Source organism: Arthrobacter sp. KNU40 (genome assembly GCF_051515115.1).
Classification (GTDB): Bacteria; Actinomycetota; Actinomycetes; order Actinomycetales; family Micrococcaceae; genus Arthrobacter.
The window spans coordinates 2,594,570-2,620,505 of record NZ_CP195850.1; the positions used below are offsets into that span (position 1 = coordinate 2,594,570).

Annotated in this window: 26 protein-coding genes; 12 read left to right on the forward strand and 14 right to left on the reverse strand. The window is 62.9% G+C overall.

Annotated features, from left to right (window positions below; all coding sequences use genetic code 11):
* Window positions 1-3: 3 nt before the first annotated feature.
* Both ACSKT0_RS11960 and ACSKT0_RS11965 read right to left on the reverse strand, forming a co-directional pair.
* Window positions 4-2,079 (reverse strand): Ig-like domain-containing protein, encoded by a 2,076-nt coding sequence (locus ACSKT0_RS11960; protein ID WP_437770027.1) that lies wholly within the window; start codon window positions 2,077-2,079, stop codon window positions 4-6.
* Between the two features lie 80 nt (window positions 2,080-2,159).
* Entirely contained in the window at window positions 2,160-2,792 is a 633-nt protein-coding gene (locus ACSKT0_RS11965) for a LysE family translocator (protein ID WP_437770028.1), read from the reverse strand.
* A gap of 119 nt (window positions 2,793-2,911) precedes the next feature.
* Here ACSKT0_RS11965 and ACSKT0_RS11970 point away from each other — a divergent pair, with 119 nt between their 5' ends.
* Window positions 2,912-4,438 (forward strand): LCP family protein, encoded by a 1,527-nt coding sequence (locus tag ACSKT0_RS11970; protein WP_437770029.1) that lies wholly within the window; start codon window positions 2,912-2,914, stop codon window positions 4,436-4,438.
* Between the two features lie 62 nt (window positions 4,439-4,500).
* Here ACSKT0_RS11970 and ACSKT0_RS11975 read toward each other — a convergent pair whose 3' ends face one another.
* Window positions 4,501-4,920, reverse strand: a complete 420-nt coding sequence (locus ACSKT0_RS11975; protein WP_437770030.1) for a VOC family protein — start codon at window positions 4,918-4,920, stop codon at window positions 4,501-4,503.
* A gap of 118 nt (window positions 4,921-5,038) precedes the next feature.
* Window positions 5,039-5,413, reverse strand: coding sequence for a VOC family protein (locus tag ACSKT0_RS11980; RefSeq protein WP_437770031.1), 375 nt, complete (start codon window positions 5,411-5,413; stop codon window positions 5,039-5,041).
* A gap of 154 nt (window positions 5,414-5,567) precedes the next feature.
* On the opposite strand from ACSKT0_RS11980, the gene ACSKT0_RS11985 reads away from it, so the two are divergent.
* Window positions 5,568-5,966 carry a DUF3054 domain-containing protein gene (locus tag ACSKT0_RS11985; RefSeq protein ID WP_437770032.1) on the forward strand — a complete coding sequence of 133 codons (399 nt, stop codon included), beginning with the start codon at window positions 5,568-5,570 and terminating at the stop codon, window positions 5,964-5,966.
* 61 nt (window positions 5,967-6,027) lie between these two features.
* Complete coding sequence (locus ACSKT0_RS11990) at window positions 6,028-6,309, forward strand: Lrp/AsnC family transcriptional regulator (protein ID WP_395248256.1); 282 nt, start codon at window positions 6,028-6,030, stop codon at window positions 6,307-6,309.
* Window positions 6,310-6,332: 23 nt separating this feature from the next.
* On the opposite strand, the gene trpD is transcribed toward ACSKT0_RS11990, so the two are convergent.
* A complete protein-coding gene (trpD, locus tag ACSKT0_RS11995) occupies window positions 6,333-7,391 on the reverse strand; it encodes an anthranilate phosphoribosyltransferase (RefSeq protein ID WP_437770033.1) in 1,059 nt (352 codons plus the stop codon).
* A gap of 148 nt (window positions 7,392-7,539) precedes the next feature.
* On the opposite strand from trpD, the gene ctaE reads away from it, so the two are divergent.
* The 4 genes from ctaE (at window position 7,540) to qcrB (ending at window position 11,876) form a co-directional block, all read left to right on the forward strand.
* On the forward strand, window positions 7,540-8,178 hold the full coding sequence (gene ctaE, locus ACSKT0_RS12000) for an aa3-type cytochrome oxidase subunit III (RefSeq protein WP_236810900.1): 639 nt from the start codon (window positions 7,540-7,542) through the stop codon (window positions 8,176-8,178).
* Between the two features lie 88 nt (window positions 8,179-8,266).
* Window positions 8,267-9,055 (forward strand): cytochrome bc1 complex diheme cytochrome c subunit, encoded by a 789-nt coding sequence (gene qcrC / locus ACSKT0_RS12005; RefSeq protein ID WP_236810898.1) that lies wholly within the window; start codon window positions 8,267-8,269, stop codon window positions 9,053-9,055.
* Window positions 9,056-9,154: 99 nt separating this feature from the next.
* A complete protein-coding gene (gene qcrA, locus ACSKT0_RS12010) occupies window positions 9,155-10,225 on the forward strand; it encodes a cytochrome bc1 complex Rieske iron-sulfur subunit (RefSeq protein ID WP_437770034.1) in 1,071 nt (356 codons plus the stop codon).
* Complete coding sequence (qcrB, locus tag ACSKT0_RS12015; protein WP_437770035.1) at window positions 10,203-11,876, forward strand: cytochrome bc1 complex cytochrome b subunit; 1,674 nt, start codon at window positions 10,203-10,205, stop codon at window positions 11,874-11,876. Before qcrA ends, qcrB begins: the two co-directional genes overlap by 23 nt.
* A 92-nt stretch (window positions 11,877-11,968) precedes the next feature.
* Here qcrB and ACSKT0_RS12020 read toward each other — a convergent pair whose 3' ends face one another.
* Window positions 11,969-12,760, reverse strand: a complete 792-nt coding sequence (locus ACSKT0_RS12020) for a GntR family transcriptional regulator (protein ID WP_236810892.1) — start codon at window positions 12,758-12,760, stop codon at window positions 11,969-11,971.
* 164 nt (window positions 12,761-12,924) lie between these two features.
* On the opposite strand from ACSKT0_RS12020, the gene ACSKT0_RS12025 reads away from it, so the two are divergent.
* Complete coding sequence (locus ACSKT0_RS12025; protein WP_236810890.1) at window positions 12,925-13,218, forward strand: HPr family phosphocarrier protein; 294 nt, start codon at window positions 12,925-12,927, stop codon at window positions 13,216-13,218.
* Between the two features lie 99 nt (window positions 13,219-13,317).
* On the opposite strand, the gene ACSKT0_RS12030 is transcribed toward ACSKT0_RS12025, so the two are convergent.
* The 5 genes from ACSKT0_RS12030 to ACSKT0_RS12050 form a co-directional block, all read right to left on the reverse strand.
* Window positions 13,318-13,719: a cytochrome c oxidase subunit 4 gene (locus ACSKT0_RS12030; RefSeq protein ID WP_265977369.1), complete on the reverse strand. Its 402-nt coding sequence runs from the start codon at window positions 13,717-13,719 to the stop codon at window positions 13,318-13,320.
* The gene (ctaD, locus tag ACSKT0_RS12035) at window positions 13,716-15,434 is read right to left on the reverse strand and encodes an aa3-type cytochrome oxidase subunit I (protein WP_059390002.1); all 1,719 of its coding nucleotides are present in this window, start codon (window positions 15,432-15,434) and stop codon (window positions 13,716-13,718) included. The genes ACSKT0_RS12030 and ctaD overlap by 4 nt, the downstream gene beginning before the upstream one ends.
* A 10-nt stretch (window positions 15,435-15,444) precedes the next feature.
* Window positions 15,445-16,317 (reverse strand): aa3-type cytochrome oxidase subunit II, encoded by an 873-nt coding sequence (ctaC, locus tag ACSKT0_RS12040; RefSeq protein WP_437770036.1) that lies wholly within the window; start codon window positions 16,315-16,317, stop codon window positions 15,445-15,447.
* 182 nt (window positions 16,318-16,499) lie between these two features.
* Window positions 16,500-16,886: a HesB/IscA family protein gene (locus ACSKT0_RS12045; RefSeq protein ID WP_059390004.1), complete on the reverse strand. Its 387-nt coding sequence runs from the start codon at window positions 16,884-16,886 to the stop codon at window positions 16,500-16,502.
* A 169-nt stretch (window positions 16,887-17,055) separates the two neighbouring features.
* A complete protein-coding gene (locus ACSKT0_RS12050) occupies window positions 17,056-18,483 on the reverse strand; it encodes a dipeptidase (RefSeq protein WP_437770037.1) in 1,428 nt (475 codons plus the stop codon).
* A 121-nt stretch (window positions 18,484-18,604) separates the two neighbouring features.
* Here ACSKT0_RS12050 and ACSKT0_RS12055 point away from each other — a divergent pair, with 121 nt between their 5' ends.
* The gene (locus ACSKT0_RS12055; RefSeq protein ID WP_236810884.1) at window positions 18,605-19,198 is read left to right on the forward strand and encodes a DUF3043 domain-containing protein; all 594 of its coding nucleotides are present in this window, start codon (window positions 18,605-18,607) and stop codon (window positions 19,196-19,198) included.
* A gap of 133 nt (window positions 19,199-19,331) precedes the next feature.
* Here the strand turns inward: ACSKT0_RS12055 and ACSKT0_RS12060 are convergent, their stop codons facing one another.
* Window positions 19,332-20,399: a quinone-dependent dihydroorotate dehydrogenase gene (locus ACSKT0_RS12060; RefSeq protein WP_437770038.1), complete on the reverse strand. Its 1,068-nt coding sequence runs from the start codon at window positions 20,397-20,399 to the stop codon at window positions 19,332-19,334.
* Between the two features lie 68 nt (window positions 20,400-20,467).
* Here ACSKT0_RS12060 and ACSKT0_RS12065 point away from each other — a divergent pair, with 68 nt between their 5' ends.
* From ACSKT0_RS12065 to ACSKT0_RS12075, 3 genes are read left to right on the forward strand one after another with little or no spacing between them, the layout of a single operon-like run.
* A complete protein-coding gene (locus tag ACSKT0_RS12065) occupies window positions 20,468-22,150 on the forward strand; it encodes an FAD-binding dehydrogenase (protein ID WP_437770039.1) in 1,683 nt (560 codons plus the stop codon).
* A 9-nt stretch (window positions 22,151-22,159) separates the two neighbouring features.
* On the forward strand, window positions 22,160-23,206 hold the full coding sequence (locus ACSKT0_RS12070) for an alpha/beta hydrolase (RefSeq protein WP_437770040.1): 1,047 nt from the start codon (window positions 22,160-22,162) through the stop codon (window positions 23,204-23,206).
* Entirely contained in the window at window positions 23,203-24,276 is a 1,074-nt protein-coding gene (locus ACSKT0_RS12075; protein WP_437770041.1) for an alpha/beta hydrolase, read from the forward strand. The genes ACSKT0_RS12070 and ACSKT0_RS12075 overlap by 4 nt, the downstream gene beginning before the upstream one ends.
* A 39-nt stretch (window positions 24,277-24,315) precedes the next feature.
* Here the strand turns inward: ACSKT0_RS12075 and ACSKT0_RS12080 are convergent, their stop codons facing one another.
* Both ACSKT0_RS12080 and recO read right to left on the reverse strand, forming a co-directional pair.
* Window positions 24,316-25,134, reverse strand: coding sequence for an isoprenyl transferase (locus tag ACSKT0_RS12080; protein ID WP_437770042.1), 819 nt, complete (start codon window positions 25,132-25,134; stop codon window positions 24,316-24,318).
* Between the two features lie 2 nt (window positions 25,135-25,136).
* Entirely contained in the window at window positions 25,137-25,892 is a 756-nt protein-coding gene (gene recO / locus ACSKT0_RS12085; RefSeq protein WP_345447763.1) for a DNA repair protein RecO, read from the reverse strand.
* Between the last annotated feature and the right edge of the window lie 44 nt (window positions 25,893-25,936).

A 25,936-nucleotide genomic window follows, 5' to 3' on the forward strand; every position in this document is an offset into this window, starting at 1 on the left:
TTTTCATCCCTGTGGGCCGCGGGTTCTGCCAATGTGTCGAGGTCGGCTCCAGAGTCGGAGGAACAGACCCAGAACGAGCGCGGCAACGGCCCCGAGACACAATCCTGTGAAGACCGGACCGTTAGACCCGGTGTACGCCAGGTTGCCATACGACGCTGTCGATGCCGTGGGCAAGACCACGATGGATGACGCCATGCCTGGCGCTCCGGGTGATGCCGGGACCGTTGGCACGACCGGAGCCGTCACTGTGACCGAAGCCGGCGTTCCCGAGGCGGGCAGGAAATAGGCGTCCCCCGAGTGCTCCACCGTTATTTCGTGGTTCCCCGTGGACAACGCCGGAAGGGTGACGGCGGCCGAGCCGGAGACCAAGGTCTCCGCGGTCAGGCGGACCTGGTTGTCAACTGTCAGAATGACGGTTCCGCCAGGCTGCACCGGAAGCGCGCTGCTCGCCGTGACATTTACTCGTAGGTCCACGGTCCGGCCTTCCGAGATGGAAGTCGACGATGGAACAAGAAGGACCGTCGGTTGGGCCCGCGCGGCGTTCACTTGAATCATTACCGGTTCGGCGGGCCTGAAGTTGGTGTCACCGTCGTAGCTGAGTTGAACTGTGCGATTACCCTCAGCCCAGGGGATCGCGGTGGTGAAGTCACCTCGCGAATCCAACGGGGCCGTTCCAAGAACATCGCCGTTCGAACTTAATGTCACTTCCCCCGTGGGCACAGCAGGAGAAAGAGCTCTCGAAGCAGTCGCGACCTTCGCGACCGCCGCGGCGATGTCAGCCGAAACCGTGCCCGTTATCGTAGCGGGCTTGCTCAGGAGGTCGGCGGAAACCGTCGCATTGACGATCCGCGTTGCGAGAGGCTGTACGAGTTGGGTCAAGGATGCCGCGGAGGACTGGAATTTGTAGGAATCGGCGTTGCGTGGCCGGTATTGGAAGGTGAGATCGTGGGAACCCGCGTGTAGGTCGATTGCACTGATGTTGGCAGTTCCAGCGGCGTCAACTGGAGCGGTTGCCAGTTCCGTGCCGCCACTGTCCATAACTGCGACCTCGCCACGTGGAACCACTCCGTGGAGGTCGGAGTTGAGGACTGTTGCGACGTAGCCGCCGGGAGTGCCGAAGATGGAAGGATTCGTTGCCGAGATGACGCTGGTTGTTGTTGCGTAGTCGGGGGTGTACCAGATGCTGACCCAGCCGCTACCCGCGTTGTAGCCCCTGATCACGTTGCTTGCGGTGGGGTCAACATAGCTGCTGCCGCCAGCGCCACCACCGCCCCCGGCGCCACCTACGCGGCTGCCAAGAGCACCTGAACCACTTAGCCAACCGCCGCCGCCACCGCCCCCACCGCCGCCGCTGGACGAACTTCCGGCTCCGCCACCGCCGGTTCCCGCCGCGCCGACAGGCCCGATGACTCCCGAGTCAGCGCCAGGTGCCCCGCCCGCACACCACCCGTCAGCCGACTGGCCATTCTGGTTGGCGGCACCGCCTGCACCGCCGTTGCAGTACACGAAAGCAGCTCCGTGGCCTGCGCCTCCGCCCCCACCGGCGGCGACAACAAGCGGCGTGCCCTTCCCGTCGACTACGGCACTCGCGCCGCCGCCACCGCCACCAGCAGATCCAGCGAGGGATCCGGTACCACCTGAACCTCCGCGAATGAAACCCACTCCCCCGCCGCCTGGGTTGTGTCGCGACCCTGTTCCCCCGCCAGGTGTTGAAGCGTAAATCTTCAGCGCCTCGCCGGGCGTTACCTGCAGCGTGGCGCGAATGTCGGCCCCTGCTCCGCCGGGACCATCATTGCTCACAACAAAAGCGGTACCAGGAATATTGATTGGTCCGCCACCGCCGCCGGCGGAGCCCCAGACCCGGACATCGATGGAGCGCACACCGGCCGGCACGATCCACGTATCTCCATTGACGTTGGCGAAGTCCAGTTTGGTGGGAGTTGGATCCGGAGCGACGGACACAGCTGGTGACGCAGCATTTGCAGGAGGAACGCTGAGCCCCAGAGCTCCAACGGCGCTCGCGAGCAGGAAGACGGACAATTGCACAGCCAAGGGCTTGCGTACTGGAAGAGGCCTCATACCGGGAACACTAGGTACCCGACCCGGCCGGCCCCTTGGGCGGGATCAAATACTATTCACAACGAATAGGTCACCCCAGCTCAACTGTTTGCTGAAACCGCGGTCCCCAGGCCAAGCGCCGTAAGGATCGCGGCAGAGGTCCGTTCGAGTGCTTTCGTCACAGATGGCTTTTTCAGCCAGAGAACGGCTTTGGTTGCCACCAAAGACAGGACTCCGAGGTAGAGCATCGAAATCGCGAAGTCGATTACTCCGAGAATCATCGTCTGCCCAAAGGATGCTTCCCCGGGAGGAAGGAACTGGGGCACCACAGCGAGGAAGAACAGGCCGACTTTGGGGTTGAGCATGCACGAAACAAGTCCTGCGAAGAAACTCGAGCGCAGTTTGGGGCCGTTCTCCGGGGCATCCTGTTCGTGGCGGGTAGGCTTTCCGCGCCGGCTGTGGATAAAGGCGCTGATCCCGAGGTAGATCAGATACAGGCCACCAATGATTTTCACTACCCTGTAGGCCTCGGCCGACTGCTCCAGAAGGGCTGCCAATCCAATGCCGGCAAGCCCTGCCCAAAAGATGCTGCCAAGCGAAGAACCGAGGCCGGCCGAGAGGCCGGCCTTGACGTTTGAAAGGCTGTACCTCAGGACGAGGAACGAGTCCGGGCCCGGCGTGAGCGCCAAAATCACGCACAATCCGACGAACGCCGCAAGTGAACTCAGAGTCATGTTTCCATTGAATCATTGCGCGGTATCTGCACTAGGTACCGCGGGCCTCACGGAAGCTTCCCAGACCCCCCGGCTACAATAGGGCCGTCCGTATTTCCCCTGGAGAGGTAGTTCCCCTTTTGGTCACTCGCCACGATGCACCCAGCCCGGAGTCGGGTCAGTCACCCCCTGTTGCCTACCCGGGCCAGGGAAAGCTGGCTGCCCGCAGCCGGCGGTTCAGCTTTCGCCGCTCGCCCCGCTGGTTCAAAATCACGAGCGCCGCAGTGGCTGTCTTGCTGATCGCAGTCATCGCGTTCGGAGGGTATTGGGTATGGCGCCTTCAGTCCAACATCTCATCATCCGCACTCGGCGCCGGCGGCGTCAGGACGGAAGGACCGGTGGACGACAGCAAGGACCGGCTTCAAATCCTCGTCCTGGGCACTGATACCAGAAGCGGGAAGAACGGGCAGTTCGGCACCACCGATCAATCCTCCGGCTACGGCCAATCGGACGTCATGATGTTGCTGGATATTTCCGCGGACAACAACCATGTCAACGTCATCAGTTTCCCCCGGGACTTGCTGGTCGACGTTCCGGCCTGCACTGACAACAAAACAGGCAAGCAATACCCTGAACGGCAAAATGCCATGATCAACAGTGCCATGGCCGAGGCTGGCATCGGCTGCGCTGTTGACACCGTCAACAAGCTCACGGGTTTGGAGGTTGACCACTTCATGATGGCCGACTTCAACGCAGTGACCGAACTATCGAAGGCCGTCGGTGGCGTCGACGTCTGCGTGAGCGCTGCGGTCAACGACCCCGATTCCGGATTGCATTTGCCCAAGGGCACCTCACAGGTGGAAGGCGACCAGGCCCTGGCCTTCCTGCGCACCCGCCATGCATTTTCCGATGGCGGAGACCTCGGACGGATCAAGGCGCAGCAATCGTTCCTTGGTTCCCTCGTGCGGAAGCTCAAGGCTGACGGAACGCTCGGAAACCCCCAGAAGATGCTCGGCATTGCCGATACCGTCACCAAGAACCTCACCGTCGACAACGGTCTCGCCTCGGTTCCGGCCCTGTTGACCATCGCGGGCAGGCTCAAGAACATTGACCCGGCGAAGGTCAACTTCATCACCGTGCCCAACGTCCCGGCGGCGTCCGACCCCAACCGGCTCGACCTCGACCAACCGGCGGCGAGCAACTTCTTTGCTGCCTTGACGAAGAGCCCCGACCTCAGCCAGCCCGCACCAAGCGCCGCGGCGTCCCCTGCTCCATCGACCGAAGCTCCGAAGGCCGGATACAACAAGGCGCTCCAACCGGTCACCGTCGCCAATGGAACGGGCGTGACCGGCAGGAGCCAGGAGATCGGATCGCTGCTCTCCGCCGGTGGATTCACGAAGCTGGCCAAGATCCAAGCCGATGCCAGGCCACAGACGATGGTCTACTACGGTGCCGGATTCGCCGACGTTGCTGCGGACGTCGCAGCAATGTTCGGGTTGCCGTCGGCGAGCGTGCAGCAGGTCGCCAGCGTCCAGGGAGTCCAGCTCTACGCCGGGCAAGACTTCGCTACCGGGGACAAGCCCACGCTTCCGGCCCCTAAGCCCAACGATGTGGTTGCCCAGACCGCCCAGGACCAGACCTGCCAGACGACCAACCCGGTCGGATAGCCCCGGAAGACAGAGCGCCCTCCGTCCCGCATCGCGGGGCGGAGGGCGCTTTCTGTTTTGCGTTACTGAGGCTGATCTCCCGAAACGTTGACCAGCCAAGCGATGCCGAACTTATCAGTGAGCATCCCGAAGATGTCCCCCCAGGGCGCCTTCTCCATCGGCACGGTGACCGTCCCGCCGTCGACCAGTCCGTCCCAATAGCCTCGAAGTTCCGCTTCGTCGTCGCCGCTAAGGGACACCGAGATGTTGTTTCCCGGGCTGTAATCCATGCTGTTGGGGGTGTCCGCGGCCATGAGCAGCAATCCGTTGTCTGTCTTGAGTGCCGAGTGCATGATCTTGTCGCTTTCGGCGGGGTCTTCGCTCGCGTGGAACTCCGCGAAGGTGCTTTGGGTCAGCTCGCCTCCGAAGACCGACTGGTAGAAAGTCATTGCCTCTTTGGCGTTGTCCCGAAAGCTGATGTAGGGGTTGAGGTTCGTGGTCATTACATGGCTCCTCAGTGTTTGGGGCAGCACGATCAGCTACCTTTTCGTCATGCTAACAGCGCCCGCCGGGACCATCTACAGGCAGATTTTTTCTTGCTCGACGGCGGCTGTCCGCTTCCTAACTGCCACTCGCCTCACGGCCGACGAGGCCCACTGTGTTGCCTTCGCTGTCCTTGATGAAGGCCATCCACTCGTCGGTCCCGGCCGGTCCAAGGCTTCCGTCGACGTGGCTGTAGACCAATTGTGGTTCCTGGACGATCTTCGTCCCTGAGGCGCGGAGCCCTTCCACTGAGAGCCGGAGATCGGCTACGTCAAGGTAGATCAGCGACGACGGGGCGCCGCGATCCAGGAGAAGCCGGACGCCGTCGAGATCGAAGAAGAGCAGGCCGGGCGGATCGAATCTTCCGGTTGGCGCGCCGCCCAGCAGCCGGGAGTAGAACTCCGATGCCCGGTCGAGGTCCACCGCCCGCTGGGCAACCTGGATCAACTTCATGTCGTACCTCCGGGGATCGGCGTCGCTTCAAGTGTCGTAGCCACATCTTCCGCGGTACTCAGTGCTGGTTCAAGGGGCGCGGGTTCAACAGCCTGGTGGCATGCGTAGGACCTTCGGTTCGAGTTCGGCATCAGTGCGGGATAGTGTCGTTTCCATGCCTGCTGCAAATTCCGCCCTGGTCCGCACTGCCCTCATCGCCGGACTGGCAGACGCAATCCTCATTCTTGTTTTCGCCGCCATTGGCCGCGACGCGCACCAGCGTGCTGATGTGCTGACCGGGGTCTTTGCCACGGCTTGGCCGTTTCTTGCCGGTGCCGTGATCGGTTGGCTCACTGTGCGGGCCTGGAGGGCACCCTTCAAGACCTGGCCGGCCGGCGTCGGCATATGGATCGGAGCCGTCGCCGGGGGCATGCTTTTGCGTGCGGCCACCGGACAGACCGTGGTGCTCGCGTTCATCATTGTCGCCTTGATCAGCTTGGCGATCCTGCTGCTTGGCTACCGCGCCGTCATCGCCCTCGTGATGCGGGCCCGTCGACGGAGCCGCCGGGCCTAAGCACCCGCCGATGGACTAGGCTTGCTACGTCCACTGCTGCACTTCGGAAAGGCTGCCCCCAGTGATCACCGCTTTTGTCCTGATCAAGACCGACGCTTCACGCATTCCGGAGACGGCCGAGGAGATCTCCGCCATCCAAGGGATCAGCGAGGTCTACTCCGTCACAGGGGAATGGGACCTTATTGCCGTGGCACGCGTGGCGAAGCATGAGGAGTTGGCGGACGTCATCGCCGACAAACTCTCGAAGGTTCCCGCAGTAGTTCACACCACCACGCACATCGCCTTCCGAGCATACTCACAGCATGATCTGGACGCCGCGTTTACGCTGGGCTTCGAGCAGTAACAGCCGGAATCCTGGCGCCGCGCCTAGCTTTGGCTTAGTCCGACCCACGTGTCGAGGACCCTGGAAGCCGCTCCGGAATCAATGGATTCCGCGGCCCGCAGCCAGGCCGACTTCATTCGTTCCAAGAACGGTCCGTCGGCAGTAGTGTCGAAGGCCACCAGGCCTGCGGCGGCGTTGAGCACGACGGCATCGCGGACCGGGCCCGGCTTCCCCTCAAGTACTTCGCGCACGACGGCGGCATTCGCCTTGGCGTCGCCGCCTCGTAGATCGGCGACGGTCGCCGCAGCGATACCAAGATCCGCCGGCGAGAACCGCTGCTCGGTGACTTGCCCGTTCCTGATTTCCCACACCGTGGATGGTCCGGTGGTGGTGAGTTCATCGAGTCCGTCTTCCCCGCGGAACACCAATCCGCGGCTCCCTCGGCGCGCCAGGACCCCGGCGATCAAGGGAGCCATCGCGGCGTTGGCAACACCCACGGCTGAAGCCTGGACGTGGGCGGGGTTGGTCATTGGTCCCAGGAAGTTGAAGGCCGTGGGAATGCCGAGTTCCGCACGCACAACACCGGTATGCCGGAACGACGGATGGAATACCTGGGCGAAACAGAAGGTGATTCCCGCCTCTTCGGCATTCCGGGCCACCCGGTCGATCGGCAAGTCGAGCCTCACGCCCAAGGCTTCCAGGACATCGGCGGAGCCCGACGACGACGACGCCGCCCGGTTCCCGTGCTTTACGACCCGTGCTCCCGCGCCGGCCGCCACTAGGGCCGCCATCGTCGAGATGTTCACTGTGTTCAGCCGATCGCCGCCTGTGCCTACGATGTCAAGCTTTTCACCCGGAATGCTCACGGGTTTGGCGTTGGAGAGCATTGCCTCGACCAGTCCGGTGACTTCATCCACCGTTTCACCCTTGGCCCGCAGGGCAACGAGGAAACCGGCAATCTGGGAAGGGGCGGCTTCTCCGGACATGATTGTGTTCATGGCCCATGCCGTGTTCCCGGCCGAGAGGTCATGCCCGTTGATCAAAGCGGAGATGAGTCCGGGCCACGAGTTGCTTGCCTGCTCTGCAGATGCCTGTGAAGTCACCACTTGATGCTAGCGATCCACCCTGCTCCGTGACCAATGCTAAGGACGCCGGGAACTTTTCCGCGCGAATTCGCGTGTTTGTAGAAAAAGTCTCCCCAAATGGCGGTTCGCATTGGGAAGTCCGGACTTTTACAGACATAATGTCCTTGTGACATCTGCGACCCATGCCCCCAGTACCCCGGCGCACCCGACGCTGAATCGCCCCAATTTGGTTTCCGTTGGAACCGTTGTGTGGCTTTCCAGTGAGTTGATGTTCTTCGCCGGTCTCTTCGCCATGTACTTCACGCTGCGCTCCACGTCGGGCGCCTTGTGGGCGGAAGAAACCGGCAAGCTCAACTTCCCGTTTGCGCTTGTAAACACAATCGTCCTCGTGTCGAGTTCCTTCACTTGCCAGATGGGCGTCTTCGCTGCCGAGCGACTTGAGCCGCGCCGTCGAGGCGGTGTGCTGCAGTTCACCCGCTGGGGCATGAACGAATGGTTCATCCTGACGTTCATCATGGGCTCCTTCTTCGTTGCCGGGCAGACCACCGAATACGCGATGCTTGTGTCCGAGCACGTGACGCTCTCGGCCAATGCCTACGGCTCCGCGTTCTACATGACAACCGGCTTCCACGGTCTCCACGTCATCGGCGGCCTCATCGCCTTCCTGTTCATCATTGGCCGCGCATACGCCGCCAAGAAGTTCGGACACTTTGAAGCGACCTCGGCAATCGTCACCTCGTACTACTGGCACTTCGTGGATGTTGTGTGGATCGGCCTCTTCCTGGTCATCTACGTACTGAAGTAGCCCGGCACCGACTCTTGTTCCTCAAGAGGATGAATTTTAAAGAAGCGGCTCGCGGAGCCGACGCAGGATCGAATAAAGGAACCACCACGTGAAGGCACTCTCGCAGAAGCGACGTCATCCACTGGCAGCCATTGCGCTGCTGCTGATGGGACTCCTCGTCACTGGTGGGCTCTACGCCGTTGCCACAACGGTCAACCAGGCGAAGGCAGACACCACTACCTTCAGCGCAAGCGACGCCCAGGAAGGCGGCAAGCTCTTCGCCGCCAACTGCGCCACCTGCCACGGCATGGGCGCCAGCGGATCCAAGGACGGCCCCTCGCTGGTCGGCGTGGGTGCTGCTGCGGTTGACTTCCAGGTTGGCACCGGCCGTATGCCCATGCAGATGAACGGACCCCAGGCCCAGGAAAAGCCGCGGCAGTTCAACGAGCAGCAGACCCAGCAGCTGGCGGCCTACGTCGCTTCGCTCGGCGCTGGCCCGTCAATTCCCGACGCATCGCTGCTCGACGAAAAGGGAGATGCCGCCAAGGGTGGCGAGCTCTTCCGCGTGAACTGCGCGATGTGCCACAACGCTGCAGCGGCTGGCGGCGCCTTGACCCGTGGAAAGTTCGCTCCGGCCCTGGCTGGTGTCTCAGGCCAGCACATCTATGAAGCGATGGCCACTGGTCCGCAGAACATGCCGGTCTTCAACGACGCGAACATCTCTCCTGAGGGCAAGCGCGACATCATCACCTTCCTGAAGAAGATCGAAACCAACGGCTCGCCTGGTGGAAACGACCTGGGGGGCCTGGGTCCGGTATCCGAAGGTCTCTTCGTCTGGGTTGCAGGCCTCGGCGTCATCATTGCCTTCACCATCTGGCTGACGTCCCGTACGTCCTAGGCCAGCGCACGACAAAAACTTCTGCTGTCCCCACAGCAGTTTTGAATTGAACATTAACCCGGTTACGGCCGGGACAACGAGAGAAGGATGAGGCGAATTATGGGCAACCATAGTGACGGCAGTCCGAACCACTCGGGCACCGTAGCTACGGCTGGTCAGAATGATGTGGAGAAGTTCCAGGATCCTGGGCTTCCTCCGCACCGTTTGCGCCTGGCTGACACGGACCCGAGAGCCGCTAAGCGAGCCGAGCGACAGGTGGCCATACTGTTTGGCATCTCCGTCATCGGCACGGTGATCTTCCTGGTGTCGTACTTTGCCATCGATCTTGGGCAAGACTCCACGATCGCAACGATCCGCACCCAAAACCTGTTGCTTGGCCTGGGCACCGCATTTGCGATGCTCGGGATCGGCACCGGCATCGTGCACTGGGCCAAGGCCCTCATGCCGGACCACGAGGTTTCGGAAGAGCGCCACGCCATCCGCACCGAGGAAGACCGGCAGGCGGCCGTGCGAATCGTCGAGGACATCGTCGAGGAAACCGGCATCAAGCGTCGCCCGCTGATCCGCAACACCCTTTTGGGTGCCGTGGCACTGGCGCCTCTTCCGGCTTTGGCAGTATTCGGTGACCTTGGTCCCCGTCCCGACAACACGCTCGCACACACCATGTGGGCTCCCCAGGACGGCAAGCTCAAGCGCCTCACCCGCGACCCTGACGGAACTCCGATCAAGGCATCGGACGTGACCATCGGTTCCGCATTCCACGTGATCCCGGAAGGCCTCAACGAACTCCAGGAAGGCAAGCTCAACGCGAAGGCCAAAGCCGTCGTTTTGCTCATGCGCCTCAACCCGGATGACTTGACCATTTCCAAGGGCCGCGAAACCTGGAGCTACAACGGAATCGTTGCCTACTCCAAGATCTGCACCCACGTCGGTTGCCCGGTTGCTCTTTACGAGCAGCAAACGCACCACCTGCTGTGCCCGTGCCACCAGTCAACCTTCGACCTCACCAAGGAATGCAAGGTTATCTTCGGCCCCGCCAGCCGTCCGCTCCCCCAGCTGCCCATCGCGGTGGACGCTGAGGGCTACCTCGTAGCCACGAGCGATTTCAAAGAACCTGTAGGACCGAGTTACTGGGAGCGTGACGAGCATGAGCGCCTCATCAACAGCTGAAGTCCCCTTCGTACCGAAAACCAAGGTTGGCCGGATCACGGACTTCGTTGACGAGCGCGTCGGCGGATCCGGAATCCTGCGTGAATTCGGCCGGAAGGTCTTCCCCGACCACTGGTCCTTCATGTTCGGTGAGGTGGCGCTGTATTCCTTCGTCATTCTCCTGATGTCCGGTACCTTCCTGACGTTCTTCTTCGACCCGTCCATGGCTGAGACCCACTATTCGGGTTCGTACACCCCGCTCACGAATGTCGAAATGTCCGTCGCGTACAACTCGTCGCTGAACATTTCCTTCGACATTCGCGGCGGCTTGTTCTTCCGCCAGGTCCACCACTGGGCGGCTTTGCTGTTCGTGGCGTCGCTTGGTGTGCACATGCTGCGCGTTTTCTTCACCGGCGCTTTCCGCAAGCCGCGTGAAATGAACTGGGTAGTGGGCGGCGTCCTGCTCATCCTGGCCATGGCTGAAGGCTTCACCGGATATTCCCTTCCCGATGACCTGCTCTCCGGCAACGGCCTGCGAATCATCGACGGTGTCATCAAGTCCATCCCGGTGATCGGAACGTACATCTCGTTCTTCCTTTTCGGAGGCGAGTTCCCGGGTACAGCCATCATCGGCCGCCTGTACGTGCTGCACATCCTGCTCGTTCCTGCCATGATTCTGCTGATGATCGTCATCCACCTCTTCATGGTGGTTGTGCACAAGCACACGCAGTACCCCGGCCCGGGCCGCAACGACGGCAACGTCGTCGGTTACCCCCTGGGACCGGTTTACGCCGCTAAGGCCGGCGGCTTCTTCTTCATCGTGTTCGGTGTCGTCGCGCTCATGGCTGCGATGTTCACGATCAACCCGATCTGGAACTACGGACCGTACGACCCCTCCCCTGTGTCGGCAGGTACCCAGCCTGACTGGTACATCGGCTTCGTCGATGGCGCCTTGCGGCTCATGCCTGGCGTTGTCAACGACTTCCACTTCGAATACATCATCTTCGGCCACGTGCTGACCCTGAATGTGCTGCTGCCTGCATTGGTTCCCGCCGGCATCATTTTCACGGTGCTGTTCATGTACCCGTGGATCGAACGCTGGATCACCAAGGACAACCGTGAGCACCACGTTCTGGACCGTCCTCGCAACGCTCCTACCCGTACTGCCATCGGCGTCGCAGGGTTTACCTGGTACTGCGTCATGTGGGCGGCGGCCGGCTCGGACCTCATCGCAACGCACTTCCACGTTGCCCTGAACGACGTCACGTACTGGCTGCGCACGCTGTTCTTCATTGGCCCGATCATTGCGTTCATGGTGACAAAGCGCGTGGCGCTTGCGCTGCAGCGCAAGGACCGCGAGATTGCCCTGCACGGCCGCGAAACGGGCCGCATCGTGCGCTTGCCGCATGGTGAGTTCATCGAGGTTCACGCGCCACTGGACGACTACAAGCACTACAAGCTTGTGGGCTTCGAATCGCTTTCCCCGTTGCCGGCTGAGCCGAACGAGCATGGCGTCGTCACCCCGAAGGAGAAGCGCCGCGCGGCGCTGTCCAAGTGGTTCTTCGAAGACCGTGTTGCTCCGGCAACGCCGGCTGAGCTTGAAGCCGCTCACGGACATGGCCACCATGAGGCCATCGAGTCCGGCGAAGAGCACAAGAGCCTTAGCCACTAGCTCCAGCAGATAGCACAGATAAGGCCCCGTCCATGTGGACGGGGCCTTATCTCGTTCTTCGGGCTTCCAAGCGGGCGGTTCCCGGCTTTGTGCTAGTGGGTGCGGTACCCCGTCGATTGGCTCCGGGTGGACCGGACGCCCGGGCGCTGCAACGGGACCCACAACTTGTACCGGTCAGCCCTGTAGTAGGAGACGGAGTAGTCCACCATCGCGCGTGCGACGAATGCGTGGCGCTGGATCTTGAGCAAGGGAGTTCCGACATCTACGTTCAAGAGCCGCGCCGTTGACGGCGAAGCTGCTGTTGCTTCGATCATGTCCTCTCCCCACTCCATCACCAGTCCGTACTTCTCACTCAGCACGTTGTAGAGGGATGTGGGGGGCGCATCGTCCAGGAGACCTGGCACGCGATGGGCAGGGATGAAGTTCTCGTCCACGCTCATGGGCTCGTTGTCAGCGAGGAGGAGCCGTCTGAAGCGGACCAACGGCGTCCCTTCCTCCAGCTGGAGCTCCCTCGCGAGGAAGGCGCTGGCCGAGATTTGTTCAAAGCTCAGGACCTTGGCCGCCGGGACCATGCCGCGGCGCTGCATTTCCTCGCTGTACGACGTGAGCTTCACCTGGAGGTCGAGCTTCGGTTTGCGGACGAAAGTTCCCAATCCAACCACGCGTTCAATGACCTCCTCGCCGACGAGGGCATCAATGGCCTGCCGCACCGTCATCCTGGCAAGCCCGAAGCGTTCGGAAAGGTCCCGCTCCGAAGGCAGCGCCGCACCGGGTTTGCAGGACTCGGAGATGTAGCTGCGCAGGATCTCGCGCAGTTGAACGTAGATGGGAGTGCCGCTCTTGCGGTCGATCTCCCCCGCGATACGTGCTGCCTCAGCGGGCACGACGGTCTCCGGCCACGAAATCTCTCATGAAATAAGCGTAGGCCAATCCACGGGCAGGTCTAGACCAGTTGATCGCCGCGGACGGCGCCGTCGTGTTGCGGCGCTAGGCTTGTATGGATCAAAATCGCAGTCGGCATCTGGCCGTCCGAATCAAAGGAGCCGGTTTGCCCGAGCACAAAGCCATCGTCGCCGCAGAGATCGGTCTCCATGCACGGGCTGCTGCCATGTTCGTGCGGGCTGTGACCGCCACGGGCCTTCCAGTGACGATTCGTAAGCCCGGCCAGCAAGCAGTGGATGCCCGGTCATTGCTCGAGGTCATGACCGAAGACTTCGGCCACGGGTGCGAGGTGGTGCTGTCGGTCTCCGGTGAAGCGCTGCAAGCCGGCCGCACGCTTGATGAGGTCAATGATGCCTTGGCTGCGCTTTCGGCCGTCCTGGAGGCCGTAGAAGGCCAGTGAGCCGGCAATCGTGTTGAGTGTGCGCCTCGTGCCACATCCGGATATAACGACGGCGGGCCCCACCAATTGGTGGGGCCCGCCGTCGTTATTCAAGAACTTCTAGTGCGCGTGGTCTCCACGGCTGTATTCGAAGACCCAACCGACCAAGGCCACGAGGGCCAGGCCAGCGGCGACAAACGTGATCCAGAAACCTATGGCAAGGCCAAGGAAGCCACCGGCACACGCCAGGCCGAGGACCAGCGGCCACCAGCTCCAGGGGCTGAAGTGTCCCTGCTCGCCAGCGCCCTCGTGGATCTCAGCGTCCGGTCGGTCTTCCGGGCGCATGCCGACCCGCTTGCCGGTGAAACCGAGGTAGCCGCCGATCATGCCTGCCAGACCACCGACCAGGAGAATGCCGAGGGTTCCGACCCACTCAGACCAGTGGGTCAGGAAGCCGTAGGCCAGTGCGACGGGGACGAAGAAAAAGCTCCCGGCTCCAAAAATCCATGATTCGATTTTCACTTGGCGTCCTTCTGATCAGCGTTGCCGAGCACCTTTGCTGCCGGCTCGGGGCTCTGTGCAGTGTGGTGCTGAGCGAGTTCCGGGTGGTGGAGGTCCAGGGCAGGACGTTCGGAACGGATGCGGGGCAGCGAGGTGAAGTTGTGTCGCGGCGGCGGGCAGGATGTGGCCCACTCGAGCGAAGCGCCGAAGCCCCAGGGATCGTCCACTTCTACCTTCTTGTTGCTGCGCCAGGTGATGTAGACGTTCCAGAAGAACGGCAGGAGCGAGGCGCCGAGCACAAAGGATGAGATGGTGGAGAACTGGTTCATCCAGGTGAAGCCGTCCTGCGGCATGTAGTCCGCGTAGCGTCGGGGCATGCCCTCGACGCCGAGCCAGTGCTGGATCAGGAACGTGCCGTGGAAGCCCAGGAACAGAAGCCAGAAGTGGATCTTGCCGAGGCGCTCGTTGAGCATCTTTCCGGTCCACTTGGGCCACCAGAAGTAGAAGCCTGCGAACATGGCGAACACGACAGTTCCGAAGACGACGTAGTGGAAGTGCGCGACGACGAAGTAGGAGTCCGAGACGTGGAAGTCGAGCGGCGGGGAGGCCAGGATGATGCCGGTCAGGCCGCCGAAGAGGAAGGTGACCAGGAAGCCGATGCTCCAGAGCATGGGCGTCTCGAAAGTAATCGAGCCCTGCCACAGCGTGCCGATCCAGTTGAAGAACTTCACGCCGGTGGGTACCGCGATCAGCATCGTCATGAACGAGAAGAACGGCAGCAGCACCGATCCGGTGACATACATGTGGTGCGCCCAGACGGTAACCGACAGGGCGGCGATGGCGATGGTCGCGTAGACCAGGCCCTTGTAACCGAAGATCGGTTTGCGGCTGAATACCGGGAAGATCTCGGACACGATGCCGAAGAAGGGCAGCGCAATGATGTAAACCTCGGGGTGGCCGAAGAACCAGAACAGGTGCTGCCACAAGACAGCCCCGCCGTTCTCCGGGTCGAAGATGTGTGCGCCGAAGCGGCGGTCGGCACCGAGCGCGAAGAGCGCGGCGGCGAGCGGCGGGAAGGCCATGAGAACCAGGATTGCCGTCACGAGGGTGTTCCAGGTGAAGATCGGCATGCGCCACATCGTCATGCCGGGAGCGCGCATGCAGATGATCGTGGTAATGAAGTTCACGGCACCCAGGATGGTTCCGAAACCGGACAAAGCCAGACCGAAGACCCACAGGTCTCCGCCCACGCCCGGGGTGAACGTCGTGTCCGACAAGGGGGCATAGGCGAACCAGCCGAAGGAGGCGGCACCTTGCGGGGTGATGAAGCCGGACACCGCGATGGTGGAGCCGAAGAGGAAGAACCAGAAGGCCAGTGCGTTCAGTCGCGGGAAGGCAACATCGGGGGCGCCGATCTGAAGAGGCATGATGACGTTCGCGAAGCCTGCGAAGAGCGGCGTCGCGAACATCAGCAGCATCACGGTGCCGTGCATCGTGAAGAGCTGGTTGTACTGCTCCTTGGTCTGCAGGATCTGCATGCCGGGCTCGAAGAGCTCGGCGCGGATCAGCAGCGCCATGACACCACCCAGGCAGAAGAACACGAAGGACGCGATCAGGTACATGTACCCGATGGTCTTGTGGTCGGTGGAGGTGATCCAGTTGACGACGATGCGTCCCTTGGACTTCGGTACTACCGGAGCGTCAAGGACTCCGGCGGATTGAGTGTAAGTAGCCACGTCGCTTCCCTTAATTCTTTGCGTTCAGGTTCGGGTTGCGGTCGTACTTCGAATCGAGAAGACCGGTGTTGCCGCTCTGGCGAAGTTGGGCCATATGAGCCTGGAACTCAGCCTCGGAAACGACCTTCACGCGGAACAGCATCTCTGAGTGGTATTCACCGCAAAGTTCGGCGCACTTGCCGTCATAGGTGCCCTCCTTGGTGGGGGTCAACCTGATGTAGTTGGTCTTGCCGGGGATCATGTCGCGCTTCTGAAGGAAGGCGGGTACCCAGAAAGAGTGGATGACGTCGCGGGAATTCAATTCCAGGTCAACCGACTTGTTGACCGGCAGGTACAAGGTGGGGAGCTTGTCCTTGTCCACGTTGTTGCCCGTGAGGTGCGCCTGAACGCCGGCCTCGTGAAGGTCTTCGGCGATGACCGGGCCCTTCACGTAATTGAAGTCCCAAGCCCATTGCTTGCCGCGGACGTCAATCGTGACGTCGGCCGCCTGGGAGCGGTCATCGATTGCACGCTGGTCCTGATCCGTGAAGTAGAAGAACACCAGCACCATGAACAGCGGAATGGTCAAATAAAAGACCTCCAGAGGGAGGTTGTAGCTAAGCTGCTTCGGGAAACCCGTGGTGCCCTTGCGGCGGCGGTAGGCGATGATGCACCAGACCAGCAAGCCCCAAGTAATAATGCCGACGGCGAGGGCGGCGATCCATGAGTTGACCCAGAGGTCCATGATCCGATCGGTGTTGCTGGTGGTTCCACGTTCCGTGGGCAACCAGCCTTTTTCTACCTCTGGTGAACATCCGGTCAAAACCAACGCGCCGGCTAGTGCCAAGCCAGTGATCGAGGTGATCTTTATGCGTCGGCTGCCGGTTCGGTTCTGCGAACTCACAGACGGCCCTTCCTCTTGTTGCTGCAGCCCGGCCGGCCGGAAGCCCACCGGGCACACTAAAGTTTTACTACCCGATGTAGAGCTTACCGCTACCGAGCGGTTTTCGCCGACATGCTGGCCCAGTGCGTCGGCCCGGGTTCAACCCGTTCCTGAACTGGGCCAACAGTCTGCGAATGCCCGGGTTAGTGGAACGAATCGCCGCAGGCGCAAGACCCGCCGGCGTTGGGGTTGTCGATGGTGAAGCCCTGCTTCGAGATCGTGTCCTCGAAGTCTATGCTGGCACCGCTCAGGTAAGGCACGCTCATCTTGTCGACAACCACTTCGACGCCGTCATAATCGCGGACGGCATCGCCGTCGAGCAGGCGCTCGTCGAAGTAGAGCTGGTAAATCAGGCCCGAGCATCCGCCCGGCTGAACAGCGACGCGGAGCCGCAAGTCCGTGCGGCCTTCTTGTTCGAGAAGGCTCCGGACCTTACCTGCGGCGACATCGGTCAACTTGACCTCGTGCTCAGGAAGCTCGCCGCCTGCGAGCTGCGCTCCGGTGCTGTTTTCGTTGGTTGCAGTGCTCATTGGCCTACCTTCTTATGAAGCTCTTGGCGGCTGCGCCTTCGCGCTGCCTGCCCTTACCCAAATACGTGCGGGCTATAGCTACATGCTACGTCGAGCCGGCGCATAGCTATAACTTCTAACGTAACCGCAGGGAGCGTTACCTTGTTCCCCGGTCGATGCAGGCGGGGGCTCAGAGGCCTTCCGTGTTCAACCTGGCGAGCATCAGTGCCTCAGCCAGGACGGCATTGCGGAAATCGCCGATGTGAAGCGATTCGTTGGCGCTGTGGGCCCGTGAGTCAGGGTCCTCGACGCCAGTCACCAGGATCTGGACATCGGGATAGGTTTCCGTGAGATCCGCGATAAACGGTATGGATCCACCGATCCCCATTTCGACAGCGGGCACGCCCCAGGCTGCACCGAGTGCCCACATTGCGATCCGGGCCGCCGCCGATTCCGTATCGGTGGAGAAGGCGTTGCCCCGCTCCCCCGGTACGAACGTCACCTTCGCTCCGAAGGGCGCGTTCGCCTGCAGGTGCCTTCCCACGGCGTCCATGGCGGCATCGGGATCCTGCCCGGGGGCCAAGCGCAGGCTGAACTTTGCCCGCGCAGAGGGAAGCAGTGTGTTGGATGCGACGTCGACGGCGGGTGCGTCGATGCCGATGATCGACAACGCGGGCTTGGTCCAGAGCCTTGAGGCGATGCTGCCGCTGCCGGCGAGCCGTACGCCGTCGAGCACGGAGGCGTCGGCGCGGTACTGCTCCTCATCAACGTCCTCTACTACGTCATCCCTGGCTACCAGCCCCTCGATGGCCACGTTGCCGTCGTCGTCGTGCAGGGTGGCGATGAGGCGGGACAGAAGGGTCGGCGCGTCCAGTACGGGACCGCCGAACATGCCGGAGTGCACTGCGTGATCCAGGACCCGAACTTCGAAGGTGCCGTCCACCAGTCCGCGGAGGCTTGTTGTCAGCGCGGGAACGCCGACTTTCCAATTGCTTGAATCCGCCACAACAATGACGTTCGCTTCGAGGAGCTCGCGGTGTGTTTCGAGGAAAGTCCGGAACGTCGGCGAGCCCGCCTCTTCTTCGCCCTCGAAGAACAAGGTGACCCCAAGGCCGAAATCGTCTCCCAGCACCTGGGTTACAGCGGCATAAGAAGCCAGGTGGGCCATGATTCCGGCCTTGTCGTCGGCTGCGCCACGGCCATAAAGGCGGCCATCCCGCTCTTCGGCGACGAAGGGTTCGGTGTCCCACAAGGTCACGTCGCCCGGAGGCTGCACATCGTGGTGCGCGTAAAGCAGGATCGTTGCTTTGCCCGGCGCGGCAACGCGGCGAGCAACGATGGCGGGGCCTCCGGGAGTCCCGTCGGCCTTGTCGCAGCGCAGGATCTGTACGTCGCGGAAGCCCGACTCGCGGACCAGCGACGCGACAGCCTCGGCGCTCCGCTCCAGTTCCGCCGGGTCAAAGCTGGGCCAGGCGATCCCCGGGATGGCAACCAGGTCCTTCAAACGGGTCATGGTCTCGTCGAAGGAAGCATCGATCGAGGACTTGAGCGCATCAACATTGATTGTGCCGGAGCCGCCGGAAAAGGTCTGCGGGATCTCCGCATTCATTGAAGTCATGGCGAAAACACTACCGCCGGGAGTGGCGCTGGGGAACCGGACCTGGCGGCGTGGCGGGCTCCTTCGCCGGGCGGCACGTCACGTCGACTTTGGGGCGGTTCCTGCGGGGTATTCTGTAGTGGTGTTTGGACGTAAAAAGGATGAGCCGAGCGCTCAAGACCAAGTAGACCAGCTTGCCGCAGATGCCGCCGTGAAAGGCGCTGGCAAGGGCGCTCCCACGCCCAAGCGCAAGGAACAGGAAGCGGCCCGCAAGCGGCCCCTCGTGCCGACGGACCGCAAGGCCTCGAAGGAAGCCGAGCGCATTGCCGTGCAGGATCAGCGCCAGAAAATGCGCCAGGCCTTGGACACCGGGGATGAGAAGTACCTGCCGCTGCGGGACAAGGGACCCCAGAAGCGCTTTGCGCGCGACTATGTCGATGCCCGTTTCAGCCTGGGTGAGTACCTGATGTTCGGTGCCTTGCTGTTCGTGGTTATCTCCTTCGTCATTCCCTCAGGCAGCGACGCCCTGAGCTATATCCTGATCGGCTTCTGGGTCATGTTCCTGGCTGTCTTCGCGGACGTGTTCATCCTTTCCCGCAAATTGCGCAAGGGCCTGACGCAGAAGTTCGGCGACGTCGAGCGTGGGACGGTCTGGTACGGCAGCATGCGTTCCCTGCAATTCCGTCGCCTGCGCCTGCCGAAGCCGCAGGTGCAGCGAGGCCAGTACCCCGCTTAATACTCCCCGATCGCCAAGGACAGCAGTCCGACGAATCAAAAAGACCCTGGAACAGCTGTTCCAGGGTCTTTTTGTCCGCACTTGGCGGTTCAGGTGCAGTTCAGATGCTCGTCTCCCTGTTTAGCGGCGACGCTTAACTGCGCCGTTTGGCCAAGGCCTTGTTGATGCCGGCGGCCCAGAACGGACCTTCGTAGAGGAATGCCGTGTATCCCTGAACGAGGGTTGCCCCGGCATCGAGCCGCTCCTGCACGTCGGCCGCGGACTGCACGCCGCCGACCGCGATGAGCACGAGGCCCTCCCCCACCGCAGCCTTCAGCCGGCGCAATACCTCGAGCGAACGCCCCTTGAGCGGCGCACCGGAGAGTCCGCCGGCGCCGCACGCTTCCACTTTGCCCGGATCCGAAACCAGGCCTTCCCGGCTGATGGTGGTGTTTGTGGCGATGATCCCGTCGAGCTTGAGGTCCAAGGCGAGCCGGGCGACGTCGTCGATGTCTTCGTCGCTCAGATCCGGCGCGATCTTGACGAGCAGCGGCACGTGTCGGCCGGCGGATTCGTCCGCGGCTTCTCCGACCGCTCGCAGGAGGGGACGAAGCGTCTCGACGTTCTGGAGCAGTCGCAGTCCCGGCGTGTTGGGCGAGCTCACGTTCACTACCAGGTAGTCGGCGGCGGGTGCCAGGCTGCGGGCGCTGACCAAATAGTCCTCAACGGCGTCGTCGAGCTCGACAACCTTGGTCTTGCCGATATTGACTCCGATCACGGGACGAACGCCCGAATGCGTCCGCTGCAAAGCCGCCCTCGCAGCCTTGAGCCGCGGGGCCACGGCCGCCGCGCCGTCGTTGTTGAAGCCCATGCGGTTGATCACGGCCTTGTCCTCGATCAAGCGGAAAAGCCGTGGCTTCTCGTTGCCGGGCTGCGCCTGGCCGGTGATCGTTCCCACTTCCACGTGGCCGAAGCCTAGTTCAGCGAGGGCTTCGATTCCGTGGCCCTCTTTGTCGAAGCCGGCCGCAAGGCCGAAGGGCGAAGGGAACGTCAGCCCGAAAGCCTCCGTGCGCAGGGAGGGGTGCGGAGCCGTCATTTTGGCCAGGACGCGTCCTGCGCCTGAGCGGTGTGCGTAGCGGATCGCCTGGAAGCCGATCTTGTGGGCTTTTTCGGCATCCATCCAGGAGAAGGCCAGCTTGAAGAATGTGGGGTAAACGCGCATGGTACTAGTTTTCCGGTTTACGGGTCGCGCACCAAACCAAGGCGGTTACCGGGCGGTAGCATGTACGAATGCCGAGCAATCCACTTGATGGAGTTCACTCCCAGGCAATCATCGAAGCCGATGTCGTCATTATTGGCGCGGGATTGTCGGGACTGGTCGCCGCCGCCCAAGCCTACGCCGACGGCAAACGGGTTGCTGTCCTGGACCAGGAGCCTTCGGCGTCCGTGGGCGGCCAGGCGCATTGGTCTTTCGGTGGCTTGTTCCTGGTCAACTCCCCCGAGCAGCGGAGGCTGGGCGTCAAGGACAGTGCCGAGCTCGCCTTGAGCGACTGGCTGGCGTCCGCGGCCTTTGACCGGCCCGAAGACTTCTGGGCCCGGCGGTGGGCAGAAGCTTACGTGGATTTCGCCGCCGGCGAGAAGCGCCGGTGGCTGAACTCGCTTGGGGTGCGGCTCTTTCCGCTCGTGCAGTGGGCCGAACGCGGCGGCTATGGTCCCCAAGGCCACGGCAACACTGTCCCGCGGTTCCACGTCACGTGGGGCACGGGACCAGGCGTCGTGCAACCGTTCCTGGCGAAAGTGCACGAAGGCGCGGCCCGCGGGAGGATATCCCTGCACTTCCGGCACCGCGCCACGCAGATCACGACGACGGCGGCCCGCGTCACGGGGGTCGGCGGCGAGATCCTGGAGGCGTCCGGAGCCGGACGCGGCGAAGCGTCGGCAAGGACCGTCGTCGGGCACTTTGAGGCGACCGCGGGTGCGATCATCGTGACCACCGGCGGGATCGGCGGGAACCACACTTTGGTGCGGAGGCAATGGCCCGACGGTAACGCGCCGGAACACATGCTGAGCGGTGTACCTGCATCCGTCGACGGCGAGTTCCTCGCTGCCGCCGCAGCCGCCGGCGGGCGGCTCATCAATGGCGACCGCATGTGGCACTACCCCGAAGGCATCCACAACCACTCCCCTGTGTGGCCTTCGCACGGCATCCGGATACTGCCCGGTCCGTCGTCGCTGTGGATTGACGCGACGGGAAGGCAGCTGCCAGCCCCGCTGTTTCCGGGCTTCGACTCGCTGGGCGCCCTCCGGCATATCCTGGCGAGCGGGCACGGGCATTCGTGGTTTGTGTGCAACCGCACCATCGCGCTGAAGGAGTTCGCCCTCTCAGGCTCGGAACAGAACCCGGACCTCACTGGCAAGGACATCAGGCTCCTTGCCTCCCGGCTCAGTCCCGGCAGCGACTCGCCGTTGCGCCTCTTCCTCGACCGTGGCGTGGACTTCCTGCAAGCCGCAACGGCCGCCGAGCTCGCCGCGAAAATGAACGCGCTGACAGGTTCAGCGCTGGTAGATCCTGCCCGGCTCGATTCACTCATCCAGGATCGGGACCTGCAAGTGGCGAGCGGGCTGGGCAAGGATCCGCAGCTCGCCGCGATCCGGGCGGCCCGGCGATTCGCCACCGACAAGATCATGCGGGTGGCCCCGCCGCACCGGCTCACCGACCCGAAGCACGGCCCGCTCCTGGCTGTCCGGCTCTCTGTCCTGACGCGTAAGAGCCTCGGCGGGCTTGAGACGGATCTGCGTTCACGCGTGCTCGACGATACCGGAGATCCCGTCCCGGGCTTGTATGCAGCCGGCGAGGCTGCCGGCTTCGGCGGTGGAGGAGTCCATGGCTACCGGGCATTGGAAGGAACGTTCCTCGGCAGCTCCATGTTCACCGGACGCGCAGCCGGACGCGATGCCGCGGCGAGTGTCTAAGCTGTTCCCATGGAGTGGCAGACCGATATCCTCGGTGCGGACTTCGAAAGTTGCGCATTCGAGGCGGCCGGACCTGATGGAGTTGTCCGGCGCGCAACGCTCGTCCGCCATGTCCCGCGCCAGGGCACCGGCGGCCCGGGTGATTCTCTCCCGCCGGCCAACCGTTCGGTCCTGTTCCTGCACGGCTGGAGCGACTACTTTTTCAACGTTGCCCTGGCAGAGTTCTGGACTGGACAAGGCTTCCATTTCTACGCGTTGGACATGCACAACCATGGCCGCAGCCTGCAGGCAGACACACCTGGCGGTTACGTTGAGCACCTGAACGACTACGACGCCGAAATCAGCAAAGCCATCGGCATGATCCGTTCCGCAGACCAGCGTGAACAGGAAGCCGGTTCATTGACCCTCATGGGACATTCCACCGGGGGCCTCGTAGCCGCTTTGTGGGCCAGCAGCCACCCTGGCTCCGTCCAGTACCTCGTACTCAATAGCCCGTGGCTTGAAATGCACGGAAGTTCCGTGGTCCGGCGTGCAGCGCAGACGATGGTGAAACCGCTCGCACGGTTCTGGCCCAAGACAATCCTGCGCTTGCCCGAACGCGGCTTCTACTTCCGCAGCATCAGCAGCTCGGCCGAGGGAGAATGGCTCCTCGACGAAAAATACCGCCCGCCTTTGGCGTTCCCCATGCGGGCCGGCTGGCTCAGCGCGGTCCTCAGCGGCCACACAAGGGTGGCCCGGGGTCTGAGGATAGACATCCCGATCCTGGTCCTGATTTCCGGGGCGAGCGCCAACGGCATGGTCTGGCAGGAGTCCATGCGGCATTCGGACGCCGTCCTGGACGTCAACACCATGGCCGTCCGTGCCATGACCCTTGGCCGGACCGTCACCCTGGAACGGGTGGATGGCGGCCTCCACGACGTCTTCCTGTCGGCCGGTCCGGTGCGCGCCGATGCCTACGACAGGCTTGCGCGCTGGATTCACGGGTACATCACCAACGGGCCAGGGACGGACCGTGCGGGAGGCCAGGAGCTTGGACAAGCGGGGGAAATGCCATGACCACGGAACTGGGATTGCCGGTCTGGCAACGGGACTTTCTGGGCGGCGGTTTCGAGGCCTTGGAGCTCGAACTTCCACCGGACGAAGAGGGGCCGGTCTGCGCAACCCTCGTCCGGCACGTCCGCCCGGCGGCCGCACCATCGGTGCAGCACGGACTCCTGGATGCGCTGACGGCATTCACTCGACGCCGGCGCCGGAGCGACGTTCCCGTTACCAAGGGGCCGCCGAGGGTGGTGCTGTATATCCACGGCTGGGCCGACTACTTCATGCAGACAGAACTGGCCGAGTTCCTGGGCGCCTCGGGGTTCCATTTCTATGCGCTCGACCTGCGCAAATTCGGGCGGAGCCTGCGGCCGGGCCAAACTCCCGGCTACACCACAGACCTGACGGTCTATGACGAAGACCTCGACGCCGCCCTGCAGGCCATCCGGCAGGATATCGCCGAGCTGACGGGCAGCGCGGAGGCAGCTACCATCCACCTCCTGGCCCATTCGCTGGGCGGCCTGATCGCGGCGCTCTGGGCTGACCGGAATCCCGGCCGCATTGCCACGCTGACGTTGAATTCGCCGTGGCTGGAGCTCCAAGGCAGCAGCCTGATCCGCAGCATGGCGATGCGTCTTGTGGAACCGTTTGCGCGCACGGACCCCAAGCGTCCTTTCCGCTTCCCGGAGATGCCGGCCTACTGGGAAAGCGTGAGCAACCTGGCCCACGGCGAATGGACCCTTGATCCGGAATGGAGGCCGCGGGCGTCCTTCCCGATCCGCGCAGGGTGGACCAAGGCAGTCCTGGCGGGCCACGCCGCCGTCGAACGCAAACTCAATATCGACGCGCCGGTGCTCGTGTTACTTTCCGGCCGGACCCGGATCCAGGCTGAGTGGACCGCGGAGCTTATGCGCGTCGACGCCGTGATCGACGTCGAGCAGACTGCCCGCCGGGCACTGGGCCTCGGGCGCCGGACGGCGGTATTCCGCTATCCGGGTGCACTCCATGATGTGTTCCTGTCACGGCGGACCGTCCGGCAGCAGGCCTACAGGGACGTGGCCATCTGGTTGGCTTCCTATCCGGACTGAGCGGTTTCAACGCACGCTCGTGCTAGTTCCGGGCCGCGGTCAACGGGGTGCCGCAGCGTCTACCGCGCCTCCATATCGGCGGTCCCGTTTGGCATAGATCTCGACGGCGTCCCACAAAGTCCTGCGATCAACGTCGGGCCACAGTGTGTCCATGAAGACGAACTCCGCATAGGCCGATTGCCACAAGAGGAAGTTTGAGAGGCGCTGCTCACCTGAACTGCGCAAAAACAGGTCCACATCCGGAAGGTCCGGTTCATCGAGGTACTTCTGGATGGTCTTCTCAGTCACGGAGCCGGGCTTCAAGCGCCCATCAGCCACATCCTTGGCAATCGCGGCCACGGCATCGGCGATTTCGGCGCGCCCGCCGTAGTTAACACACATGGTCAAGGTGCACGTGTCGTTGCCGCGCGTGTACTCCTCGGCTTCCTCCAGCTCCTTGATGACGGAGCCCCAGAGCTTGGGCCGCCGGCCTGCCCAGCGGATCCGCACGCCCCATTCGTCGAGCTGGTTGCGTTGCCGACGTAGCACGTCCTTGTTAAATCCCATGAGGAAGCGCACTTCTTCAGGAGAACGGCGCCAGTTTTCGGTGGAGAAAGCGTAGACACTGACGTACTTGATGCCCAGTTCGATCGCACCCGCCATCACATCCAGCAGGGCCGGCTCCCCGGCCTTGTGGCCCTCGATGCGCGGAAGGCCGCGCTGGTTCGCCCAGCGGCCGTTGCCGTCCATGACGATCGCCACGTGCCGCGGTACCAGTTCGGCAGGGATGGCCGGCGGCCTGGCGCCCGAGGGATGGTGGTAGGGGGCCCTCACCGGAGTGGTCCGCGCCGTTGCCGTCTTCTTTTTTCCCAGTGCCACTTTCAGCTTCGCTCCACATGTTTGAGGGACTTCAATGCTCGTTCAAGGTGCCATTGCAGGTAACTTGCCACCAGTCCGGCGGCCTCGCGGCGATGCAAGGATTCGGACACATCCGCAGTGGCCCAGTCTCCCGTCAGCAGCGCACCCAGCAAGACGACGGTCTCGGGAGCGGGTGCCGGCGAGCCGGGCGGGCGGCAGTCGTTGCAGATCATTCCGCCCAAGGGAGCGGAGAAGGCTGTGTGCGGACCTCTCGCCCCGCAGCGGGCGCAATCCGTGAAACTGGGTGCCCAACCGCCGGTTGCCAAAGCGCGGAGCAGGTAGGAGTCAAGAATGAGTTCCGGCGGGTGGTCGGAACGGCTCAAGGCGGCAAGTGCCCCGACAAGGAGGTTGTATTGGGCCGTTCCCGAATCGGCGTCGGCGTCCGTCAGTTTCTCCGCCGTTTCCGTCATGGCGGCAGCGGCGGTGTACCGGGAGTAATCGGCGGCGATCGAGCTCCCGTAGGCTCCTTTGGCGACAGCCTGGGTGACGATGTCCAAGGTGCGGCCGGAAACGAGTTGCAGGTCAGCCACCATGAACGGCTCCAAGCGGGCACCGAACCGGCTACTGGTACGCCGTACGCCCTTGGCAACCGCCCTTACTTGTCCGTGGTGCTTTGTCAGCAAAGTGATGATGCGGTCCGCTTCGCCCAGTTTGTGGGTGCGCAGCACTACGGCATCGTCCCGATAGGACCGCGCTGCGAACGACGAAGGATTGGCCACAGTTAATCTTCGCACCACACCGGGCCTTATCGGGTCCGGCGAAG

Coding starts and splice junctions, on each gene's coding strand:
- ACSKT0_RS11960 (WP_437770027.1), bottom strand. CDS start 2,079: ATGAGGCCTCTTCCAGTACGCAAGCCCTTGGCTGTGCAATTGTCCGTC.
- ACSKT0_RS11965 (WP_437770028.1), bottom strand. CDS start 2,792: ATGACTCTGAGTTCACTTGCGGCGTTCGTCGGATTGTGCGTGATTTTG.
- ACSKT0_RS11975 (WP_437770030.1), bottom strand. CDS start 4,920: ATGACCACGAACCTCAACCCCTACATCAGCTTTCGGGACAACGCCAAA.
- ACSKT0_RS11980 (WP_437770031.1), bottom strand. CDS start 5,413: ATGAAGTTGATCCAGGTTGCCCAGCGGGCGGTGGACCTCGACCGGGCA.
- ACSKT0_RS11985 (WP_437770032.1), top strand. CDS start 5,568: ATGCCTGCTGCAAATTCCGCCCTGGTCCGCACTGCCCTCATCGCCGGA.
- qcrA (WP_437770034.1), top strand. CDS start 9,155: ATGGGCAACCATAGTGACGGCAGTCCGAACCACTCGGGCACCGTAGCT.
- qcrB (WP_437770035.1), top strand. CDS start 10,203: ATGAGCGCCTCATCAACAGCTGAAGTCCCCTTCGTACCGAAAACCAAG.
- ACSKT0_RS12045 (WP_059390004.1), bottom strand. CDS start 16,886: ATGAGCACTGCAACCAACGAAAACAGCACCGGAGCGCAGCTCGCAGGC.
- ACSKT0_RS12050 (WP_437770037.1), bottom strand. CDS start 18,483: ATGACTTCAATGAATGCGGAGATCCCGCAGACCTTTTCCGGCGGCTCC.
- ACSKT0_RS12060 (WP_437770038.1), bottom strand. CDS start 20,399: ATGCGCGTTTACCCCACATTCTTCAAGCTGGCCTTCTCCTGGATGGAT.
- ACSKT0_RS12065 (WP_437770039.1), top strand. CDS start 20,468: ATGCCGAGCAATCCACTTGATGGAGTTCACTCCCAGGCAATCATCGAA.
- ACSKT0_RS12070 (WP_437770040.1), top strand. CDS start 22,160: ATGGAGTGGCAGACCGATATCCTCGGTGCGGACTTCGAAAGTTGCGCA.
- ACSKT0_RS12075 (WP_437770041.1), top strand. CDS start 23,203: ATGACCACGGAACTGGGATTGCCGGTCTGGCAACGGGACTTTCTGGGC.